Origin of the sequence: Sorangium sp. So ce836 (assembly GCF_028553905.1) — a bacterium.
Lineage (GTDB): Bacteria > Myxococcota_A > Polyangia > Polyangiales > Polyangiaceae > Sorangium > Sorangium cellulosum_D.
Map to the genome: position 1 here is coordinate 13,651,647 of NZ_CP102233.1, position 18,338 is coordinate 13,669,984.

Annotated in this window: 19 protein-coding genes; 6 read left to right on the plus strand and 13 right to left on the minus strand. The window is 72.9% G+C overall.

All coding sequences use genetic code 11. The features are described 5' to 3' along the window. Nucleotides 1–65: 65 nt before the first annotated feature. The gene (gene purM / locus NQZ70_RS49820; RefSeq protein ID WP_129580496.1) at nucleotides 66–1,112 is read right to left on the minus strand and encodes a phosphoribosylformylglycinamidine cyclo-ligase; all 1,047 of its coding nucleotides are present in this window, start codon (nucleotides 1,110–1,112) and stop codon (nucleotides 66–68) included. Nucleotides 1,113–1,519: 407 nt separating this feature from the next. Here purM and mutT point away from each other — a divergent pair, with 407 nt between their 5' ends. Then, on the plus strand, nucleotides 1,520–1,948 hold the full coding sequence (mutT, locus tag NQZ70_RS49825; protein WP_129580497.1) for an 8-oxo-dGTP diphosphatase MutT: 429 nt from the start codon (nucleotides 1,520–1,522) through the stop codon (nucleotides 1,946–1,948). Between the two features lie 382 nt (nucleotides 1,949–2,330). Here mutT and NQZ70_RS49830 read toward each other — a convergent pair whose 3' ends face one another. From NQZ70_RS49830 to NQZ70_RS49875, 10 genes are all read right to left on the minus strand, one after another. Beyond that, complete coding sequence (locus NQZ70_RS49830) at nucleotides 2,331–3,431, minus strand: cytochrome c biogenesis protein/redoxin (protein WP_129580498.1); 1,101 nt, start codon at nucleotides 3,429–3,431, stop codon at nucleotides 2,331–2,333. A 21-nt stretch (nucleotides 3,432–3,452) separates the two neighbouring features. Continuing rightward, nucleotides 3,453–4,196, minus strand: coding sequence for a zf-HC2 domain-containing protein (locus NQZ70_RS49835; RefSeq protein WP_129580499.1), 744 nt, complete (start codon nucleotides 4,194–4,196; stop codon nucleotides 3,453–3,455). Further along, a complete protein-coding gene (locus NQZ70_RS49840) occupies nucleotides 4,136–4,720 on the minus strand; it encodes an RNA polymerase sigma factor (RefSeq protein WP_129580500.1) in 585 nt (194 codons plus the stop codon). Before NQZ70_RS49840 ends, NQZ70_RS49835 begins: the two co-directional genes overlap by 61 nt. A 367-nt stretch (nucleotides 4,721–5,087) precedes the next feature. Beyond that, nucleotides 5,088–5,669, minus strand: coding sequence for a hypothetical protein (locus NQZ70_RS49845; RefSeq protein ID WP_129580501.1), 582 nt, complete (start codon nucleotides 5,667–5,669; stop codon nucleotides 5,088–5,090). A gap of 337 nt (nucleotides 5,670–6,006) precedes the next feature. Continuing rightward, complete coding sequence (locus NQZ70_RS49850; RefSeq protein ID WP_129580502.1) at nucleotides 6,007–6,492, minus strand: hypothetical protein; 486 nt, start codon at nucleotides 6,490–6,492, stop codon at nucleotides 6,007–6,009. 140 nt (nucleotides 6,493–6,632) lie between these two features. Continuing rightward, nucleotides 6,633–7,742 carry a glycine oxidase ThiO gene (thiO, locus tag NQZ70_RS49855; RefSeq protein ID WP_237244773.1) on the minus strand — a complete coding sequence of 370 codons (1,110 nt, stop codon included), beginning with the start codon at nucleotides 7,740–7,742 and terminating at the stop codon, nucleotides 6,633–6,635. A 94-nt stretch (nucleotides 7,743–7,836) separates the two neighbouring features. Beyond that, nucleotides 7,837–8,190 (minus strand): type II toxin-antitoxin system RelE/ParE family toxin, encoded by a 354-nt coding sequence (locus NQZ70_RS49860; RefSeq protein ID WP_129580504.1) that lies wholly within the window; start codon nucleotides 8,188–8,190, stop codon nucleotides 7,837–7,839. A 13-nt stretch (nucleotides 8,191–8,203) separates the two neighbouring features. Next, entirely contained in the window at nucleotides 8,204–8,569 is a 366-nt protein-coding gene (locus NQZ70_RS49865) for a hypothetical protein (RefSeq protein WP_129580505.1), read from the minus strand. Nucleotides 8,570–8,962: 393 nt separating this feature from the next. Further along, nucleotides 8,963–9,955: a hypothetical protein gene (locus tag NQZ70_RS49870; RefSeq protein ID WP_129580506.1), complete on the minus strand. Its 993-nt coding sequence runs from the start codon at nucleotides 9,953–9,955 to the stop codon at nucleotides 8,963–8,965. 152 nt (nucleotides 9,956–10,107) lie between these two features. Further along, entirely contained in the window at nucleotides 10,108–10,815 is a 708-nt protein-coding gene (locus NQZ70_RS49875; protein ID WP_237244774.1) for a hypothetical protein, read from the minus strand. A gap of 238 nt (nucleotides 10,816–11,053) precedes the next feature. On the opposite strand from NQZ70_RS49875, the gene NQZ70_RS49880 reads away from it, so the two are divergent. From NQZ70_RS49880 to NQZ70_RS49900, 5 genes are all read left to right on the plus strand, one after another. Continuing rightward, nucleotides 11,054–11,599 (plus strand): hypothetical protein, encoded by a 546-nt coding sequence (locus NQZ70_RS49880; RefSeq protein WP_129580507.1) that lies wholly within the window; start codon nucleotides 11,054–11,056, stop codon nucleotides 11,597–11,599. 11 nt (nucleotides 11,600–11,610) lie between these two features. Next, on the plus strand, nucleotides 11,611–12,117 hold the full coding sequence (locus NQZ70_RS49885; protein WP_272827263.1) for a hypothetical protein: 507 nt from the start codon (nucleotides 11,611–11,613) through the stop codon (nucleotides 12,115–12,117). A gap of 222 nt (nucleotides 12,118–12,339) precedes the next feature. Beyond that, nucleotides 12,340–13,983, plus strand: coding sequence for a signal recognition particle protein (ffh, locus tag NQZ70_RS49890; RefSeq protein WP_129580508.1), 1,644 nt, complete (start codon nucleotides 12,340–12,342; stop codon nucleotides 13,981–13,983). A gap of 11 nt (nucleotides 13,984–13,994) precedes the next feature. Then, nucleotides 13,995–15,083 carry a carbohydrate-binding family 9-like protein gene (locus NQZ70_RS49895; protein ID WP_129580509.1) on the plus strand — a complete coding sequence of 363 codons (1,089 nt, stop codon included), beginning with the start codon at nucleotides 13,995–13,997 and terminating at the stop codon, nucleotides 15,081–15,083. A 79-nt stretch (nucleotides 15,084–15,162) separates the two neighbouring features. Beyond that, nucleotides 15,163–15,717, plus strand: coding sequence for a hypothetical protein (locus NQZ70_RS49900; protein WP_272827265.1), 555 nt, complete (start codon nucleotides 15,163–15,165; stop codon nucleotides 15,715–15,717). A 16-nt stretch (nucleotides 15,718–15,733) separates the two neighbouring features. On the opposite strand, the gene NQZ70_RS49905 is transcribed toward NQZ70_RS49900, so the two are convergent. After that, on the minus strand, nucleotides 15,734–16,663 hold the full coding sequence (locus tag NQZ70_RS49905) for a BON domain-containing protein (protein ID WP_165374567.1): 930 nt from the start codon (nucleotides 16,661–16,663) through the stop codon (nucleotides 15,734–15,736). 321 nt (nucleotides 16,664–16,984) lie between these two features. Beyond that, complete coding sequence (locus NQZ70_RS49910) at nucleotides 16,985–18,118, minus strand: substrate-binding domain-containing protein (RefSeq protein ID WP_129580511.1); 1,134 nt, start codon at nucleotides 18,116–18,118, stop codon at nucleotides 16,985–16,987. Nucleotides 18,119–18,338 lie beyond the last annotated feature (220 nt).

Consider the following 18,338-nt stretch of genomic DNA (forward strand, 5'->3'; position numbering starts at 1 on the left):
CCGGCTCCCCTCGGCCGCCGCGCCGGGCGGGGCGCTTGCGGGTACCGCGTCGGCTCCCGGCGCCCTCAGCCGAACCGCACGCGCTCCTCGAAGGGCACGTCGCCGACGGGCACGATCTCTCCGAGCACCCACGCCCGCTCGCCGCTGGCGGCGAACGCCTCGATGGCCTTGTCGGCCGCCGCCTTGTCGACGACCGCGACCAGGCCGACGCCGAGGTTGAAGGTGCGCCGCATCTCGGCCTCGTCGACGGGCCCGCCGCGCTGGAGCAGCTGGAAGATCGCGGGCCGCTGGTAGGAGCCGAGGTCGAGCCGAGCGCCGAGCCCGTCCGGCAGCACGCGCGGGAGGTTGCCCGGCAGGCCGCCGCCGGTGATGTGCGAAAGCCCGCGGACCGCGTCGCCGCAGGCGGCGAGGAGCGCGGTGATGGCGCGGGCGTAGATCCGTGTTGGCGTGAGCAGCGCCTCGCCCACGGTGGCGCCGAGCTCGTCCACGCGGTCGCTCATCCGCAGCCCCATCTCCTTTTCGAGCACCCGCCGGGCGAGCGAGTAGCCGTTGGAGTGCAGGCCGCTGGACGCCACGCCGATGACCGTGTCGCCGGGGGCGATGCGCTTTCCGTCGAGGATGCGCGAGCGCTCGACGACACCGACGGCGAAGCCGGCGAGGTCGTACTCGCCGTCGGCGTACATGCCCGGCAGCTCGGCGGTCTCGCCGCCGATGAGCGCGCAGCCGGCCTGCTTGCAGCCCTCGGCGATGCCGCGCACCACGGCCTCGCCCACGTCGACGTCGAGCTTGCCGGTGGCGAAGTAGTCGAGGAAAAAGAGCGGTCGGGCGCCGACGGTCAGCACGTCGTTGACGCACATGGCGACGAGATCGATGCCGACGGTGTCGTGAACGCCGGTGGCGAAGGCGACCTTGAGCTTGGTGCCGACGCCATCGGTGCCGCTGACGAGCACCGGCTCGGAGAGCCCGCCCGGCAGCGCGCACAGGCCGGCGAAGCCGCCGACGTCGGCGAGCACCTCGGGGGTGCGCGTCGGCTTGGCGAGCCGCTTGATGCGCTCGACGAGCGCGTCCCCTGCATCGATATCGACCCCCGCTTCCCGGTATGTGACGCTCATGCGAGGCGCCATCCCATACCTCGGCGGCAAAGGGAAGCGGGCTCGCTCCCGGCGAGGCCGCCGCCTCGTTCCCCGCGAGGCCGCGGCGCCTCCTCCCGGGCAGGCGACCGCGCCGCTCGCCACGACCGGCGAGCGCGGCGGCCTCGGGCAGACGCACACTCCGCTGCGCCGCCGCCGCAGGGCGGCGCAGCGCCGCGCGGTTCCCCGAGCGGCCGCTCCTCGCGCCGAGGGCCGCCGTCGTCCGGTTGCCGACTGGCGCGGATTTTCTTGCGTGCCTTTCCGCTTGCCGGTGCGACTTTCTCGCTGGATCTGACCATCTCCGGCCGACGTCGATTCTTCGCTGCGGCGCTGTCGTGAGCGGCTCTCCGGCCTTGTCTTCTGCGCCGCGGTCGACATCCTAGGCGCCCATGTCCGCCGCGCCCGATCCGCCGCCTGCCCTCGTCCTCGTCGCCGCCGCCGTGGTCATCGAGCGCGGCCGCGTGCTGCTCACGCAGCGCAAGGTGGGCGCCCACCTCGCGGGCGCGTGGGAGTTTCCGGGCGGCAAGGTCGAGGCCGGCGAGGATCCGCGGGACGCCCTCATCCGCGAGCTGCGCGAGGAGATCGGCGTGGAGGCCCGCGTCGGCGACGTCGTGGAGGTGACCTATCACCGCTATCCGACGAAGCCGGTGCTGCTGCTCTTCTACGAGGCTTCCTTCGCCGATGGGTCTCCCGCTCCGGCGGCGCTCGACGTCGCCGCCGTGCGCTGGGCCGAGGTGACCGATCTCCGGGACGAGCTCTTCCCGCCCGCCGACGTCGCGGTGCTCGCCAAGGTGCGCGCGCGCCTCGCGGGAGCCTAGCCCGGCGTCGCCCGAGGGCGGATCGGCGGCGAGCCGCCGCGATCGTCGCTTCCAGTCAGGCTCGTGCGCCGAGGAGCTCCACGAACGGCTCCACCCAGGACATGAGCTTCGAGAAAGGGACGCCGCGCTGGGTGAGCAACGCCTCGAACGTGGCGGGCCCTCTGCTGAGCTTCACCCGCCATGCACGATGAAGCCATCGCCCATGACCAGGCGCAGGAGCAGGGGCGCCCATGGGGTGGCTCACTCTGCGGGGCTCGATGGTTTGTTAGGCATACTAACGATGTCTCCCGCCCGAGCGGGTACAAGGCACCCCGCGGAGCTCGGGCGGCTGGGCGGGAGCGGGTGAGGGAGCGAGCTCCGCCGTGGGGCTCGCCGTGGGGGCTCACAAGGCAGGGGGGCAAGCCTCGCCGCGGACGTCGCCGAGCAGGCTCGCGAGGCGATGGCGGGGCAGCTCGCCGACGGCGCGCTCCACCTCCTGACCGGCGGCGTCGACCGTGAGGAACGTCGGCACGAAGCGCACGCCGTAGTGGGCCGCGAGGGCCTGCCCGCGAGGATCGTCGACCCGGACGCGCAGGACGGTGCCGGCCACCTTGGCGCAGCGCGCTTCGAGCTCCTTCACGAGCGGCGCCATGCGCTCGCACACGGCGCAGTGCGCGCTCTCGAACTCGATCAGCCGAGGCATCCCCTCGGGCAGCGCGGCGTCGCCGGGCTCGGCGGCGCCCTCCGGGGCCGCGCACGCCGAAGCGTGGTCGCCATCGCAGGGCGCGCCTGCGGCCACGGCCGCCGGCGCCGGCGAGAGGGCGTCCAGACGGCCGGTCGCGAACGCGATCCCGAGGACCACGAGCAGCGCCCCCGTCACGCGCTGGAGGATCGGCGTGGCCGGCATCAGGCGGCGCGCGAGCGCGATGGCCGCGGGCCCGACGAAGGCCGCGACGACGAGCGGTGCGGCGAGGCCCGCGGCGTAGGCGCCGAGCTGAACCGCGCCGGCGAGCGGGCTGGCCCCCGCGCTCGCCGCGTAGGTCAGCGCGGCGCCGAGCACCGGGCCGACGCACGGCGTCCACCCTGCCGCGAAGGCGATCCCGAACAGCATGCCTCCCCAGAAGCCGCCCGCGCCCGGCAGGCGGGCGAGGAGCGGGCGCGCCTCGCGCTCCAGCCACGGGAGGCGCAGCACGCCGAGGAGCTTCGCGCCGAAGACCGCCAGGATCGCGCCGGACGCGAGGGCGAGCGCGCGCCGGTGGGGCGCGAGGGCCGCGGCGATCGCCGACGCGCCGGCGCCGAGCGCGACGAGCACGAGCGCGAGGCCGATCGCGAAGCCGACGCCGGCGAGGCGCACGCTGCGGCTCACCGCCGCGCGGTCGGGACCGCCGAGCGCCCCGGCGCCGCCGAGGGCCGACAGGTAGACGGGGAGCATCGGGAGCACGCAGGGCGACGCGAACGTCAGCAGGCCCGCGCCGAAGAGCGTCAGCAATGAACCGAGCGTCATGGGTCCTCGTGATGGGCTGAATCAGGGCCTGCCAAGCGCCGGCGCGAGCGCCGTCACGTCCACCTCGGCGACCGCGAGCACCGGCTGCTCCACGCTCCTCGCGCAGATGGCGTTGCCGAGCGGCCCCCGGGTGCACCCCACGCCGCGCCCCGCGAGCGCGCGCGCCGCGGTCGCGGCGTCGGACCCGGGGGGCGGCACGAACACCGTGAGCGGCTTGTCCCCGCTCGCGTACATGAGCGCCGCCGTGCGCGTCTGTCCGATCTGGCAGAGGCGCGCCCCGAGCAGCCGGGCGCCGGACACCGCCGGGACGGTCACCGCGTAGCCGAGCTTCCCCTCGAGCCACCCGGCGACGGCGCCCGGATCGGAGGACTCGAAGTCGCACGGGCGCTCGCGCGCGAAGCCGCGCACGTGGTGGCTGACGAGCTCGTCGGCCATCGCCGCCCCCACGCCGCGGCTCGGGCTGCCGACGAGCAGCGCCGCGGCGGCCGCGGTCGCGGCGAGGGCGGCCGTGATCGCGAAGGGGCGGCGGCGCGGCGACCGCGCGCTCCGCGCGGCGGCCTCCGCCCGATCGCGCAGGCGCTCCGGGACATCCCCGTCCGCCTTCGCGACGAGCGCGCGCCGCACGCCGCCGAGGACCTCCGCGGCGCGCCGGCAGGGCCCGCAGCCGGCGACGTGCGCCTCGATCCGCGCGGCGTCCTCGGGCGTCACCTCGCTGTCGTGCCACGCCGAAATGTTCTCGAACCACTCGCGGTTGCACCCTGCCATGACGTCTCCTCGTGCCGTTCGGAGAGGCCCTCGATGAGCGCGAGCCGCGCCCGCGAGAGCCGTGATCGCACCGTGCCCACGGGGCACCCCTGGAGATCCGCGATCTCCTCGTAGGAAAGGTCCTCGACCTCCCGCAGGAGCAGCGCCTCGCGCCACTCCGGCGGCACGCGCGCGAGCGCGCGCTCGACCTCGTCCGCGAAGCCGCGTCCGAGGAGCTCCGCCTCCAGATCGCCCTGCGGCTCCGGCACCGACTCGGCGCCGCGGCCGCCCTCGATCACCTCGAGGCGCTGCCGGGCGCCGCGCGTCGCGTTGAGCAGCACCGATCGCTCGATGCGGAGCAGCCACGCCCGCATGCGACCCTCGTCGCGCAGGTCGGCGTGCCGCTCGATCGCGCGCACCACCGTCGCCTGCGCCAGATCCTCGGCGTCCTGCTCCGAGCGCGTCAGGCGGCGCGCCGCGCGCAGGAGGCACGGGAGCTCGGCGAGGAGCCGATCGACGAACGAGGCGTGGGGAAACGTGGGCATGGGGTGGAGGGGGAGCGGGAGGGCTTTCGCCGGCCTCGTTTCCCTGACACTCCCAGGACACGGCGGGGGCCGAGAAAAGTTCCCGACCCCCGCAGGAGCTCGACGGTGATTTAGCTCACGTGACGACCCGACCCGCGCTGAAGGCCCATGGGCCGGGCAGCCCGGCGAGATCTCCCGCGCGACGACAACCCCCACGCCGAGGCCCTTTTCTGGGCGCTCGAGCACCGGTCCGGGGACCCGCGCTCGCGGCGGACGCCTTTGCGCTGAACCGGCCAGGCTCGCGGCTGGACGTCCATCGGTCCCGTGACCCTCGACCCCAAACTCACGAGGCGAAAACGCGCATGAGTGTCGTGACCGAAATCAACGGTCAACCATCTTGACGCCTGCTGGCTGCGGGCGCGGGGACCGCCGCCGCCTCGGGCGCCGTCGAGCGCTTGTAGCGGCGGAGCGCCGATTCCCCGATCACCCGGGTGACGGCCGCCGCAGCGAGCGCCCCCGTCGCCACGGCGAAGGCCGGGTTCATCGTCGTCGCGAGGACGGCCACCGGAGCGGCGGCGCCGCCAGCGCACGCCGCCACCACGGCCGCGAGCTCCTTCACGCGATCGGATTCGTCGATATCCTTCCCGAAGAGCAGCGCGATCTCGAGGACAAGGTACAGGTGCATCCTGGTAAGGATGGATGTGCCTGCGACGAATCCCACGCCTTCGTACATGACGCCGAACCCAGGGATGATGGCGGGCGTATGGACGACGCCACCGGCGGCGAACGCGATCGCCGCGGTCGATCTGATCAGATGGCGTGCCTGCTGCTCGGGCGACTCGTCCGGATACATGCGCCGCACGCGATCCGCGACCGAGTGGATGCGGGATTTTCGTAGTCTCAGGACGAAGTAGAAAAAATCATCGGTGAACAGGCTCTGCTGACCCGCATGTTGCTGTGCGATCGCCATGGGTTGCTCCTCTGCTGGCGCTCTACGCGAAAGCCTCAAACGGATGTTTTCTCACCAGGAGATCGTCGGCGGAGCGCCGTCTCGCTACACGCCGGCGGCGATGGCTGCCGCAGGGCGCCGGGCGGAGGTTTCCGCACTGGCCCTTGCCGAAGGAGGGGACGACGCCACGGCAGACGAGATTGCGCTCACACATGATGGCCAGCGCGCTCCTCCCGGCTACTTTCTTTACTCACGCTCGGAAGCCAAGCGAGCGCCGTGCCAATCCGCGTCTACCGCTCCTCCTCATTCCCTGGTCCCGTGGCAAACGCAATAGGCTGGAGTCTCAAACCCTTGGGAACTAGCTCGTGGCCGCGCCGCGGCCGAGCTGCACGGGCGGCGGGGTCCGCGTGATGCTCCGCCAGGTGTCGACGGCCCAGTCCCGGTCCGACTCCTCCTTGCAGACGATGGTGCAGCGCGCGAGCCGGCCGGCCTCGGGGCACACCATGATGGCCATGAGCACCCAGCACGGCTCCGGCTCGTCATCGCTCTCGCCGTGCATCCACAGCGCGGCGCCCGCGATCTGGCCGTCCTCGTGCTCGTAGCGCAGCCCGGACATCTCGTGCGGCGGGAAGGTGTCCAGCACCTCCTTGGCCGTGAAGGGCGCGCCGTCGTGCCGCCGGTAGATCATCGACGAGAGCGAGACCTCGCGACGCTCGCCCGGATCGAACATCCGCAGCGTCTCCCCGCCGTACAGGAGCTCGGATTCGAAGGAGGGATCCACCTGGATGGCCCAGCCGCAGTGGAAGTAGAACCGGATCGGGATGAGCTCGCAGGTGGGCGGCATCGCGGCGCTCAGCGTAGGCGCTCCGCGCGTCGAGCGCACGTGAACCTGCCCCCCGTCTGGCCGCCGGGGGCGCGCAGCCGCGAGGCGGCGGCGATGGGCCGGCAGCCGCCGCGCTCAGCCGGCGCTGGCAGCCGCCGCGCTCAGCCGGCGATGCCGGGCCGCCCGGGCGAGAAGGGCGACAGATCCAGCGGCGGCTGCTCTCCCGCGACAAGCGCCGCCACGATCTTCGCGGTCACCGGGGCGAGGAGGACGCCGTTGCGGAAATGCCCTGTCGCGAAGACGAGGCGTTGGAGCTCCCCCTCGCCGAGGATCGGCAGATCGTCCTTCGTGTGCGGCCGGAGCCCGGCCCACGTCCGGCCGATCGGCGCGTCGCCGAGCGCGGGCGCGAGCTGCAGCGCCGCGGTCAGCAGATCGCGCACCGCGCGCGAGGTCACGGCGGTGACGTAGCCGGCGAACTCCATGGTCGCCCCGACCAGCACGCGCCCGTCGTCGCGCGGCGACAGGTAGCACCCGGGCCCGTAGACCACCTGCGTCAGCACCGGTGACGCCGGCGTGAGCTCGACGATCTGCCCGCGCGCCGGGCGCACCGCGGCGGGCGCGAGCCCCGAGGCCTCGAGCAGCGACGACCAGCTCCCCGCGGCGAGCACCGTCCAGCGCGCCTCCACCTTGGTCCCGTCCTCGAGCTGCGCACCGCGCGCCTGCTCGCGGTCGACCAGGACGCGCCGGACGGTCGCTCCGGTGCGGAACTGCACGCCGGCGCGCTCGGCCGCGATGCGCAGCGCGCGCATGAGCGACGGTGGGTCGATCCGCGCCTCGTCGGCGAACCACACGCCGCCGGCGACCTCCTGGCAGAGCGCCGGCGCGCGCGCCCGTGCCGCGTCGCCGTCGCAGATCTCCACGGCGAGGCCGGCTCCCCGCTGCCAGGCGACCTCGCGCGCGATCTCGTCGCGCCCGGACGGCGTGAGCGCCACGCGCAGCGCGCCGCACTGCCGGAAGCCCACGTCGATGCCCGTCGCCTCGGCGAGGGAGGCGGCGAGCTCCGGGTAAAGGCCCCGGCTCGCGAGGCAGAGCCGCGCGAGGGGGCCGTCGCCCGCGGCCTCGAGCTGGGGGCCGATGATGCCCGCCGCCGCCCAGGAGGCGCCCTCGCCCGGGTTGCGCTCGAGGACGCGGACGGACAGCCCGCGCCGCGCGAGGGCGAGCGCCGACGCGCACCCGGCCACGCCGCCGCCGATCACCACCACGTCGCTCATCGGCGCGTGCATAGCACGACGGGCGCCGCGGGGAGGCGTGCGGGAGCGCTGCCGGTGGCTGGCGCCGGAAGGAGCGACCCGATGCGTTGCCCGATCACCGCTTCCGCGGCCTCCGTGGGGGGAGACCGGCCTCGGCCAGCGGCCGCTGCTGCCGCGCGTGGAAGAGGCGCAGCAGCCAGACGTCAGCGTCGGGGGCGGAGTCGTCCGCGAGATACCAGACGACGTAGGGGAGCTTGCGCAGGAGGAGCCTGCGGACGACGGCTCGGTCTTGGCTGTCCTTGGACTCGGCGGGGCCGATCGCGGGCAGGCGGGCGACGAGTTCGATGGCCTCGTCGAGGCCGGTCCGCAGGCGCTCCACCCACTCGCTCCCGCGGTTCTCTCCGAGCCAGCGCGCCTGATCGCGGAGGTCGCGGGCGAACTCCCGGCGAAAGCGGACGCGGCGGCCCACGCGGCGCCCCGGACTAGCGGGCGCGGCGACGAGGGGCGTGACGGAGCGCCTCGTCGAAGATGGAGTCGATCTCCTGGCGCGAGGCCTCGTCGTGGTCTCCGGCCTTCATCCGCTCCCAGACCGCCCAGACCTGGGCTCGCTGCCACTCCTCCGCCCGGCTGAGCTGCTCCGCGTCGTCGAGCTCCTGGACGCGCTCGCTGAGGAGCGCGCGGATCGCGGGGGAGAGCTTGAGGCCGCGCTTCTTCGCCTCGGCCTGGACCCGCGCCCGGAGCTCGGCCGGGAGGAGCACGCTGACCGGGCCGCTGTCGTCGTCCGGGCCACGCCCGGGTGGATCGCGCTCCTCGCCCTCGTTCCGCTTCGGCGCTCCCGCACCTCTCATCTGCGTTCCTCGCGGGAAAGGATAGTGGAATTCACTATGATGCACAACCGGGCGCCTTGGACCGTGCGAGGAGGGCTCGGGAGGTCTCTGGAAGAGAGCCGCTGCCGGGCGCCGGCAGGGGTGAGGGGAAGCGCTGCGGGCGCCCGGCAGGGGTGAGGGGAAGCGCTGCGGACGCCCGGCAGGGTGCGGGAAGGGCGGAAGGACGGTGGTCAGCGCGCGATGTCGCTCGGACCGGTGTGCGGCTGCTCAACCCCTTCGAGCCTGTGCCTCAGGGGTAGCGCAGGGCTCGATCTCCGAGACAACCATCTCGGTCCGCTCGAGAATTCGAGGTATGCCGCCTTGACGCCTCTGCGCTCACCCGTGCGGCAGGGAGGGAGTGCGCGTGCAGTGACGCTACTCCGACGCCCCTCCTTCGCGCTCCTTGGCAGTCGCTGCGGATCCAGGCGCACTGGCCTCGGCCTCGGGGGGCATAGCCGCGATTTCCGTAACCGCTGAGGTGGTTCCTGGAGGCGTCGAGGCAGTTCCTGGAGGCGTCGAGGCAGTTCCTGGAGACGTCGAGGCGGTTTTCGGTGCCGCGGCAGCGGTTTCTGGAGCCGTTGAGGCAGTTTCCGTGGCCGGGGTGGGGGATGCCGCAGCCGCTGGGGTGGCTTCTGTGGCCGGGGTGGCGGCTTTCGGAGCGACTGCGACTCCCTGCGCCGCTGGCGCGGTCTCGGCGGCCGTTGCCGCCCCCTCGACGGTCGTCGCCGTTCCCGCCGCAGTCCTGGGCGCCTTCGCTGCAGCCTTCGGCGTCCTTGCCGGCTCCGGAGCCGCCGCAGCCGCCTCGCCGCCCGCCGGCGCCTCCGCGACCTTCGCCGGCGCCTCCGCGACCTTCGCCGGCGCCTCCGCGGCTTTCGCCGGCGCCCCCGCCGCCTTCGCCTTCTTCTCCTTCGCCGCCTTCGCCTCGAGCGCGCCCGCCGCGATCGGCTCCCGCTTGCCGTGGCCTACCGCGCGCGGATCGCCGTACGGGAACGCCGCGCTGCCGCTCGCGTCGATCGGCTTGCGCGGCGCCTCCGGGTCCGTCGCCGGGCTCGGCGGCGGCGCGATCGGCCGCGGCGCGCGCAGCCGGTTGCCCGGGCCGGCCTGCGTCCAGACCTGCACGTCGCCGAGGACGCGCGTCCGGTTCGCCATCCGCCGCTGGCCCTTCGCGCCGAGCAGCCGCTCCAGGAAGGTCGGCGGCGACGTCGCGCCGGGCTCCCCCTTCACCCAGCACGTGTAGTCGCCGATGCCCGTGCCCCGGAACGTCTCGCGGCAGACCGCGATCCCGAGCTCGGCCGCGATCTCGCTGAGGAGCCGACCCGGCTCGGTCTCGACCGTCATGTGCTCGTTGACGAAGGTGATCCTGGGCATCGGTGGACGGGCAGCGTCCTGCTCCCCCGCGGCGAGCGCGTCAAGAACCGCCGCTCGCGTCCTTCGCGTCCCTCACGCGTCCTTCGCGTCCCTCACGCGTCCTTCGCGTCCCTCACGCGTCCTTCGCGTCCCTCACGCGCCCTTCGTGTCCCTCACGCGCCCTTCGCATCCCTCGCGTCCCGCACGCGGTGGAGCACCCGCGCGATCCCGAACAGATTCCAGCCCGCGAACCCGAGGAACAGCGCGAACAGCGCGACCGCCCAGCGCGACGCGCGCGGCGAGCTGCCGTCGATCAGCAGCCAGGCGTCGTCCGTGACGGCCGTCCCCGTCTGCTCCTCGACCTCGGCGGCCAGCCGCGCGTGCCGGATGCCCGCGCCCTTGAACGGCACGAGCCGCCCAGCGAACGAGCTCGGCGGCACGAACCGCGGACCCTCGAACCCCTCCGGCACCCGGATCTCCACCCACAGCCCCGGGTTGCCGGCCACCGGCGCCAACCGGAACGAGTCGCCCTCCGCGGCGCGACCGTACCGGATCGCCCCGCGCGTCCCGAGCAAGCCCACGGCCCGCACGTACCGGTTCGCGAGCTCCGCCGTGGGGCGCAGCGGCGCGAGCTCCCCCACGTCCACGGGCCGGCCGGGCGACAGCGCATAGCGCGCCTCCCCGAAGAGGGCGGCCGCCATCCACAGCGCGGCCACCGCGGTCACCGCCATCAGCACCACCGTGACCGTGCGCTCCTGCCGCGGCGGCGACGGCAGCGCGAGCAGCTCCGGATCCGGCCCCGTCACGTCGAGACCAGCGCCGCCCGGACCGCGCGGGCCGTGCGTCATGGATTCCAGGGTCGAGGTCGGGTCGGTGGGCACGCTTCGCCGAGTATACAGCCGGAGCGCCGGCCGCGGTGCAGGGAGCCGCGCCGCGCGCTCCCTCCTCATCCATTCCGCATCCATCCCGCGTCGCGCGCGGCCCTCGTCCATCCCGCGCGACGTGGGACGGGACGAGGGCGCGGGCCTCGCAGCACCCCGTCCGAGACAACCCGCGCCCGGCGCGGTTCCGGTCGACGCGCGCTTGCCCGCCCGCGGCGGCTTGCCTAGCCTAGCCGCGATGGCCTCGAAGAACGACAGCTCCATCGTCTGCCCGTCGTGCGGCGCGAACAACGCCTCGGTGACGGCGAGCGGGCGCTGCGTCGCGTGCGGCGCCCGGATGGGCTCGCTGCAGCCTCTCCGCGACGCCGACCTCGACCGCCAGCGCCGCTACCAGCAGGAGGGCTTCTCGATCCTCTGGTGCCTCATCGCCCTCGTCCTCCAGAGCGTCCTCACCGCGGCCCTCGTCGGCGGCCTCCCCATGATCGTGCAGCAGCTCGACTTCGAGGGGTCCAACGGGATGATCGTCGCCATCCCCGTCTGGTTCATCGGCGGCGTCCTCCTCGGCATGATCTCGCCCGGCAAGACCTTCATCGAGCCGGTCGTCGCCTCGTTCCTCGTCGCGATCCCGACCGTCTTCTACCTCCTGCAGAGCCAGACCGTCCGGACGATGCCGCTCTTCATGTACGTGATCATGGCGCTCATCGGCGTGCTGTTCACGCTGATCGGCTCCTACCTCGGCGAGCGCATCCAGATGGGCCCGCCCCCCGCGAAGCCGGCCGACTGAGGGCGCCCGGCGTGACGGCGAGGCCCGGCGCGACCAGGAGCGCAAGTGCAGCAGGGACGGCAGCGCGGCGGGCCGCGGCGGCAGCGCGGTGGGCCGCGGCGGCATTCGCCGCGGTCGCCGCCCTGGCGGCCGCCCCCGCGTGCGGCCGGTCGGCCGAGGAGCAGGAGGCCGACGCGCTGCTGCACGCCATCGACACCCTCCGCAACGCCCCCAGCGAGCCGCGGGCCGGGCGCGAGGCGCTGCTCGCGGAGCTCGAGCGGCAGCCCGCGTCGACCCCTCCGGCCGCCAGCGCCAGGGACACGTGCGCGCGGGCCTACCGCCTGCTGCTCGAGGCGACGGCCGCCGAGGCGCGCGTGCGCGCCCTGCTCGAGGCGCCCGCGGGGAGCGCCGGGCCCGCGGCGCTGTCCGATCTGACCGACCTCGCCGCGGCCGACGCCAAGGTCAAGGAGAGCGCCGAGGTCATGCCGAGGTGCGCCGAGGCGCTCGCGGGCCTCCGCCGCGCCCGGCGCGGGATGTGACCCGCGCCCGGCGCGGGATGTGACCCGCGCCCGGCGCGGGATGTGACGGCCGCGCCGCGGCGCGCGGTGCGTCGTGGGGGCGTGGGGGCGTGGGGGCGTGGGGGCGTGGGGGCGTGGGGGCGTGGGGGCGTGCGCGGGGGGGGCCCGCGCCGCCGAGAGAGATCGCTTCCGGCCGGGCAAGGGATCCGCGCTCGCGGTCCCCTGTGCTAAGACCGCCCTGCCATGTTCGACACGCTGACACGGGGCTTTCGTCAGGCCAGAAACCGCCTCGCCGGGCTCACGGAGCTCACCGAGAGCAACATCGACGCCGCGCTCCGCGAGGTGAGGCTGAGCCTGCTCGAGGCGGACGTCGAGATCGGGGTCGTCAAGACGTTCCTCGCCCGGGTCAAGCAGGCCGCGGTCGGCCGCACCCTGGAGACGCGCGTGAAGCACGCCGGCGAGGTCCACCAGGTCTCGGCGAGCGACCACTTCATCAAGATCTGCCACGACGAGCTCGAGGCGATGATGACCCACGAGGGCGACGAGATCGCCTGGGCCGACAGCGGGCCCACGGGCATCATGATGGTCGGCCTCCAGGGCTCCGGAAAGACGACGAGCTGCGCGAAGCTCTCGCGCTACCTCGAGAAGGCGGGGCGCAAGCCGCTGCTCGTCGCCGCCGACATGCAGCGCCCCGCCGCCGTCGAGCAGCTCAAGGTGCTCGGCGAGCAGCTCAAGATCCCCGTGTTCAACCTCCCCGGCGAGTCGCCCGTCGCGATCTGTGCCGCGGCCCGCGCCGAGGCGAAGCGGCTCGGCCGCGACGTCATCATCTACGACACCGCCGGCCGCCTCGCGATCGACGAGCCGCTCATGCAGGAGCTCGCCAAGATCAAGGAGGCGACGTCGCCGGAGAACATCTTCCTCGTGGTCGACGCGATGATCGGCCAGGACGCGGTGAAGACGGCGCGCGGCTTCAACGAGCGGCTGTCGATCAGCGGCGTCGTCCTGACGAAGCTCGACGGCGACGCCCGCGGCGGCGCGGCGCTCAGCATCAAGGAGGTCACCGGCGCGCCGGTCCTCTTCAGCGGCATCGGCGAGACGCCGGACAAGTTCGAGCCGTTCCGCGCGGACGGCATGGCGAGCCGCGTCCTCGGCATGGGCGACGTCGTCGGCCTGATGCAGGACTTCGAGGAGGTCGTCGACCAGAAGAAGGCCGAGAAGGACGCCGCGCGGATGCTCCAGGGCGACTTCACGCTCGACGACTTCCTCGACCAGGTGCGGATGATCCAGAAGATGGGGTCGCTGAAGGACCTCGTCGACAAGCTGCCCCTCGGCGGCATGTTCCCGGGCGGCCTGCCGCAGGACGTCAACCTGGACGACCGGGAGCTCGTCCGCATCCAGGCGATCATCCAGTCGATGACGCGCTTCGAGAAGGGCGACCCCTACGCGCTCGTCCGCGAGCCGAAGCGGGTGGAGCGCATCGCCAAGGGCTCGGGCTCGAAGCCCGAGGCCGTGACCGAGCTCGTCCAGAAGTTCCTCTTCATGCGCCAGATGATGAGCGGCCTCGGCCAGAACATGGGCCTCATGGGCAAGATCCCGGGCATGAAGCAGATGGCCATGGCCAAGAACATGCGCGAGATGCAGAAGCAGATGATGGCCGGCGGCGGCATGCCCGGGATGGGGATGCCGGGCATGGGCGGCTTCCCGGGCATGGGTTTCCCGGGCATGGGCTTCCCGGGGATGGGGATGCCGGGCATGGGCGGCTTCCCGGGCGCCGGCGCCGGGGGCCCGACCATGACGAAGATGAAGACGCTCAGCGCCAGCGAGCGCAACGCCAAGAAGGCGCAGCGCAAGCGCGAGCGCGACGCCCGCAAGAAGGGGCGGAAGTAGCGGCGGCCGCGATGCGCCGCCCCTGCAGCCAGCGGCGCGCTGTCGGCGAGGCGCACGGCACGGGCGTGCGCCGGCGAGCCCTCGGCCTGGTGGCGGCGGTGCTCGCCGCCTCGTGCTCCCGGGGCGGCGGGGGCGAGCAGGGGGCGGCGCCCGCCGGGGCCGCGGGCCGGGCGCCGGCGCCGGCGAGCAGCGGCGCGGGCGCCGGCCAGGGCCAGCGGAGGGCGCCTGCGGCCGTGAAGGAGCTCGAGGTGCGCAAGCTCGCGCCCGGCGCGGCGGTCACCATCGACGGCCGACTGGACGAGCCGGCGTGGCAGGCGGCGGCGAGGACAGGCCCGTTCGTCAACGTGGGCACCGGCCGCGAAGATCCGTCGCTGCCGACCCAGGGCGAGGCGCGGCTGCTCTGGGACGATGGATTCCTCTACGTCGGCTTCGACGTCGGCGACGCGACGATCACCGGAGGATTCCCGCAGGACGCGCGGGATCCGCACCTGTGGGAGCGGGACACGGTCGAGGTGATGATCGACCCGGACGGCGACGGGGACAACAAGGACTATTACGAGATCCAGATAAGCCCCCAGAACCTCGTCTTCGACTCGCAGTTCGACGACTACAACGCTCCGCGGGGCGGCCCGAGCGGGCCTTTCGGTCATCAGGAGTGGAGCGCGGGGCTGACGAGCGCGGTGGCGCTGAGGGGGACGATCGACGACGACTCGGACCAGGACCGAGGGTACGTGGTCGAGGCGAAGATCCCGTGGAGCGCGTTCGCCAAGGCGAGGTCGGCGCCGCCGTCGCCGGGGGACGCGTGGCGGATGAACTTCTACGCCATGCAGAACAACGGTGGCGCCGCGTGGTCGCCGATCCTGGGCGAGGGGAACTTCCACCGGGCGCGGCGGTTCGGGCGGGTGCGGTTCGTCGGGGCCGGGGGCGAGGCGGGCGGCGCGGGGGCGCCCGCGCGCGACGCGGGCCCGGCGCCCGCGACGGCGCCATCGGCCGCGCCGCCCGGCGTGTCGAGCGCCAGGGGCGAACGGCCAGGTGCCGCGGCGCCCTCCGCGTCGGCCGGTCCGAAGCCGGGCTACCGGGCCGATCCGCCGGACCGCTGAGCTGCGCGTCCGGCGTCTCGAGCGACAGAACAGGGAACCCCGTTGCGGCGCGAGCCCTCCGTGGAAAGGGAAACAGAGGATGTTCACGAAGCTCGGACTCCGGGATTTCAAGTCCTGGCGCGGCGCACATGCGTTCGACCTCAGGCCGCTCACGCTGGTCCTCGGCGTCAACTCCGCCGGCAAGACGAGCCTGCTTCAGCCGCTCTTGCTCCTGAAGCAAACCATCGAGTCGCCCGACCGGCTCCTCTCGCTCAACCTCGGTGGACATCCCGGTGAGATGCTGGACCTCGGCAGGCTCTCCGACGTCGTCTCCGGGGGCGATGTGCGCGCCGGGCTCGGCTTCCGCCTGACGTTCGGGCCCGTGAGCATCGGAAAGGGGGCCGCGCCGCGCGCGCTCGACGCCGTGGACTACGAGGTGGAGTACGGCGCCGCCGAGGATGAGAATCCCTACGTGGAGCGGCTCTCGTACACGCACGAAGAGGCGCTCTCGGCAGAAGGGGTCATCGTGGAGCAGCTCCTCCCGGCGTGGTGCCAGAGGGAGTTCTGGCGCAAGAACCCCGAGAAGATGCCGCCCGGCGCCGGCGATCGAGGCCAGGACGGCGCCGGCCCCCCCGACCACGGCGCCATGCGCTGAGCGCCGCGCCGCGGGCTCAGACCCGGGCCGCGTGGCTCGCCGTCGGGCGAGAAGCGCCCTGCTGCGTGCCCGCCAGGGCGGCGTCGCCCATCGTGCCCGCCGTGGCGGTCGAGCGGGTCGTCGGCTCGATGGCGCGCTGGACCCGGATCCGGTTGTGGACGTCCTCGACGCCCCGCACGCCCTCGGCGACGTGCTCGATGATGCGCTTGTGGTGGCGCTCGGGCACCGTGCCCTCGAGCGTGACCTCGTTGTTCTCGACCCGGACCGTGACGTCGCTCACGTCGATGTCGCCGCGGTCCGAGAGCGTCTCGCAGAGGTCCTCCTGGATGCGCGCGTCCGAGCGCTTGTAACCCTTCGGTCCGCGGCCGAACGCGCTGCGCACGCGATCGCCGACCTCGTGGAGCGCGTGGCCGACGCCCTCCAGCGCCGAGCGGCCGGATTCGCGGAGATCGTGGCTCTCGCCGCGGTACGGGCCGCCGCGCCAGTCCGCATCGGGGCCGTAGTCCGGGCTCACGACGCGGGTCATGCCGAGGTAATAGGCGCCGCCGAGGTTGAAGTTGTACGCGCTCCCCACCGGGGGGAGGGGATTGCCGCCGAGGCCGCGGCTGTGATCGCGGCCGCCGACGTAATCGCCGCCGCGATCGTCGTGGGGAAAGCCGCGCTCCTGGTCGCCGAGGCCACGGTCGCCGCCGGCGAAGCGACCGTCATCGAGAGAGCGGCCCATGTCGTCGCGCTGCGTCGTGGGCCTGTACGTGCGACCGTGCTCACCACGCCCATCGCGGTGGTCGTGCAGGGCGGCCCCGTGGTCGTAGATCGGGCCCGCGCTGCGGCGCTCGTCCCGAGCCCAGCCGCGCTCGGTGATATGGCTCCGGTCGTCCCCGTAGCGCTGCTCCCAACGGCGCTCATTCCGTCCGTAGTCCGTGTCCCTGTCGAATCGATCTCGCATCCTGTGCCTCCTTTCTTCCTCGCGAGCAATGCACGTCAAACACGTCTCCGACGCGCGACAGCGCTGCGCGGCAGAACTCGCCACCCAGGTAGCGTGGATCACGAACATGGGTCACGTCGACGCCCCTTGCCACCGGGGAGAACCCTTCGTCTCGTGCCGGGATGATCCCGAAGATGGCGAGTCACCGGATCAGCACAGAGGATCAGCACAGAAGAGCCTGCTTTGAGGGATGGACATCCCCGGCGCCGCCGGCAGGACCCCGGGTTCCGCGCTCGAGCACGAGCTCTAGCCTCGCGGGGTCCTCCTCGACCGGCGACATCGCTACTGCTCTGCGCCGATCTCGCCGAGGAAGTCGTTGTAGGCGTCGACCTTGTCCGACGGGACCACGCCGACGCCGAGGTCGAACAGGCTGCCTTCGACGAGCTGCGGCGCGAGGATCTCCTTGACCGCGTCGAGGCCGATGCTCTTGATGCCGTAGACGATGTAGGGACCGAGGTACCCCTCGTAGTACTGCCGCTGGACGTGCGTGGCCCTGATGCGGCCCTGGCGCATGTAATCGGCGGTCTGAGGCGCGAAGTCGAAGGTGACGATGGGGAGGCCCGTCGCGCGCGCGGCGTCCGCGGCCAGCACGCATCGATACGAGTCGCTGAACATCCCGATCAGGCCCACGACGGGCGGGTCCGCGTCCCCGATCTCGCCCCTCATCACCTCGACGTCCCTGGCTTCGTCATCATAGATGGACTGGTGCACCAGAACGTCGTAACCGGCCTTCTCGAACACGTCCCGGGCGCCGTCGGTTCGATGGACACCGTCGAGCCAGATCGGGTCGGCCCAGCCGTGGATGAGCACCGTGCCCGGCCCCTCGGGCAGCATCGGGAGCAGGGTGTTCCCCGCCGCTTCTCCGGCAGAATAGCTGCGTATCCCGACGTGGATCGGGCGATTCGAGCTCGCCAGGTCCGTGTCGAGCGTCACCACGGGGATCCCCTTCGTGATGGCCCCGTCGAGCGCGGTCGCGTTGCCTTCGCCGAAGGGCGTGATGGCTATCCCCTCGGCGCCTTCCGCCAACGCATGTCGTATCTGCTCCGTCTGGAGCTTCGTCAATTGCTCTTGATCTGCCGAAGCATCGGTGGACCCGAGCACGTTCCCCGTGGCCCTCCCGGAGACCCCGAGCTCACCCATGGCTCGGTTCGCGCCCGTGGCGATCGGCGCAAAGAAGTCGTGGAGGGACTTCAGCAACACCGCGATCTGCATCGATTGAATCGAGCTCTTGTTGATCTCGGCGACGAGCTCGTCGATCGTCGCCTCGATCTCCACCGGAATGAACTCGTTCGGAGAAAGCGGTATTCGCTTGATGGGTGCGGCTGCCGACGCCGCGTCCGTATCGCTCGCGCCGCATGCAGCCGTCGTCAGCACGAGCCCGACGGCGGCTGCCCAAGTTTGCCCAGTCATCGTCATGAGACCCCTCCTGATACGTCGTCGCTCGTTCGTACGTGGTTCGTACGGTCGCGCGCGCTGCCCTCGCGCGCAGATCAGACCTGTAACGAGCTAAGAGACACGGCATCACAGCGATGAGCGGCCTGTCAAGTGGCGTCCAAGGAAGGAGCTTCAGATCTGGATTGGGGATCACGCGAAGCTGCTGTGGAAACCCATGTGGCCAGGATCCATCCTGGGAGAT

Bases quoted from the DNA above. Each gene is read 5' to 3' on its own strand.
- purM (WP_129580496.1), bottom strand. From the start codon at position 1,112: ATGAGCGTCACATACCGGGAAGCGGGGGTCGATATCGATGCAGGGGAC.
- mutT (WP_129580497.1), top strand. From the start codon at position 1,520: ATGTCCGCCGCGCCCGATCCGCCGCCTGCCCTCGTCCTCGTCGCCGCC.
- NQZ70_RS49830 (WP_129580498.1), bottom strand. From the start codon at position 3,431: ATGACGCTCGGTTCATTGCTGACGCTCTTCGGCGCGGGCCTGCTGACG.
- NQZ70_RS49835 (WP_129580499.1), bottom strand. From the start codon at position 4,196: ATGGCAGGGTGCAACCGCGAGTGGTTCGAGAACATTTCGGCGTGGCAC.
- NQZ70_RS49840 (WP_129580500.1), bottom strand. From the start codon at position 4,720: ATGCCCACGTTTCCCCACGCCTCGTTCGTCGATCGGCTCCTCGCCGAG.
- NQZ70_RS49845 (WP_129580501.1), bottom strand. From the start codon at position 5,669: ATGGCGATCGCACAGCAACATGCGGGTCAGCAGAGCCTGTTCACCGAT.
- NQZ70_RS49850 (WP_129580502.1), bottom strand. From the start codon at position 6,492: ATGCCGCCCACCTGCGAGCTCATCCCGATCCGGTTCTACTTCCACTGC.
- thiO (WP_237244773.1), bottom strand. From the start codon at position 7,742: ATGAGCGACGTGGTGGTGATCGGCGGCGGCGTGGCCGGGTGCGCGTCG.
- NQZ70_RS49865 (WP_129580505.1), bottom strand. From the start codon at position 8,569: ATGAGAGGTGCGGGAGCGCCGAAGCGGAACGAGGGCGAGGAGCGCGAT.
- NQZ70_RS49870 (WP_129580506.1), bottom strand. From the start codon at position 9,955: ATGCCCAGGATCACCTTCGTCAACGAGCACATGACGGTCGAGACCGAG.
- NQZ70_RS49880 (WP_129580507.1), top strand. From the start codon at position 11,054: ATGGCCTCGAAGAACGACAGCTCCATCGTCTGCCCGTCGTGCGGCGCG.
- ffh (WP_129580508.1), top strand. From the start codon at position 12,340: ATGTTCGACACGCTGACACGGGGCTTTCGTCAGGCCAGAAACCGCCTC.
- NQZ70_RS49895 (WP_129580509.1), top strand. From the start codon at position 13,995: ATGCGCCGCCCCTGCAGCCAGCGGCGCGCTGTCGGCGAGGCGCACGGC.
- NQZ70_RS49900 (WP_272827265.1), top strand. From the start codon at position 15,163: ATGTTCACGAAGCTCGGACTCCGGGATTTCAAGTCCTGGCGCGGCGCA.
- NQZ70_RS49905 (WP_165374567.1), bottom strand. From the start codon at position 16,663: ATGCGAGATCGATTCGACAGGGACACGGACTACGGACGGAATGAGCGC.
- NQZ70_RS49910 (WP_129580511.1), bottom strand. From the start codon at position 18,118: ATGACGATGACTGGGCAAACTTGGGCAGCCGCCGTCGGGCTCGTGCTG.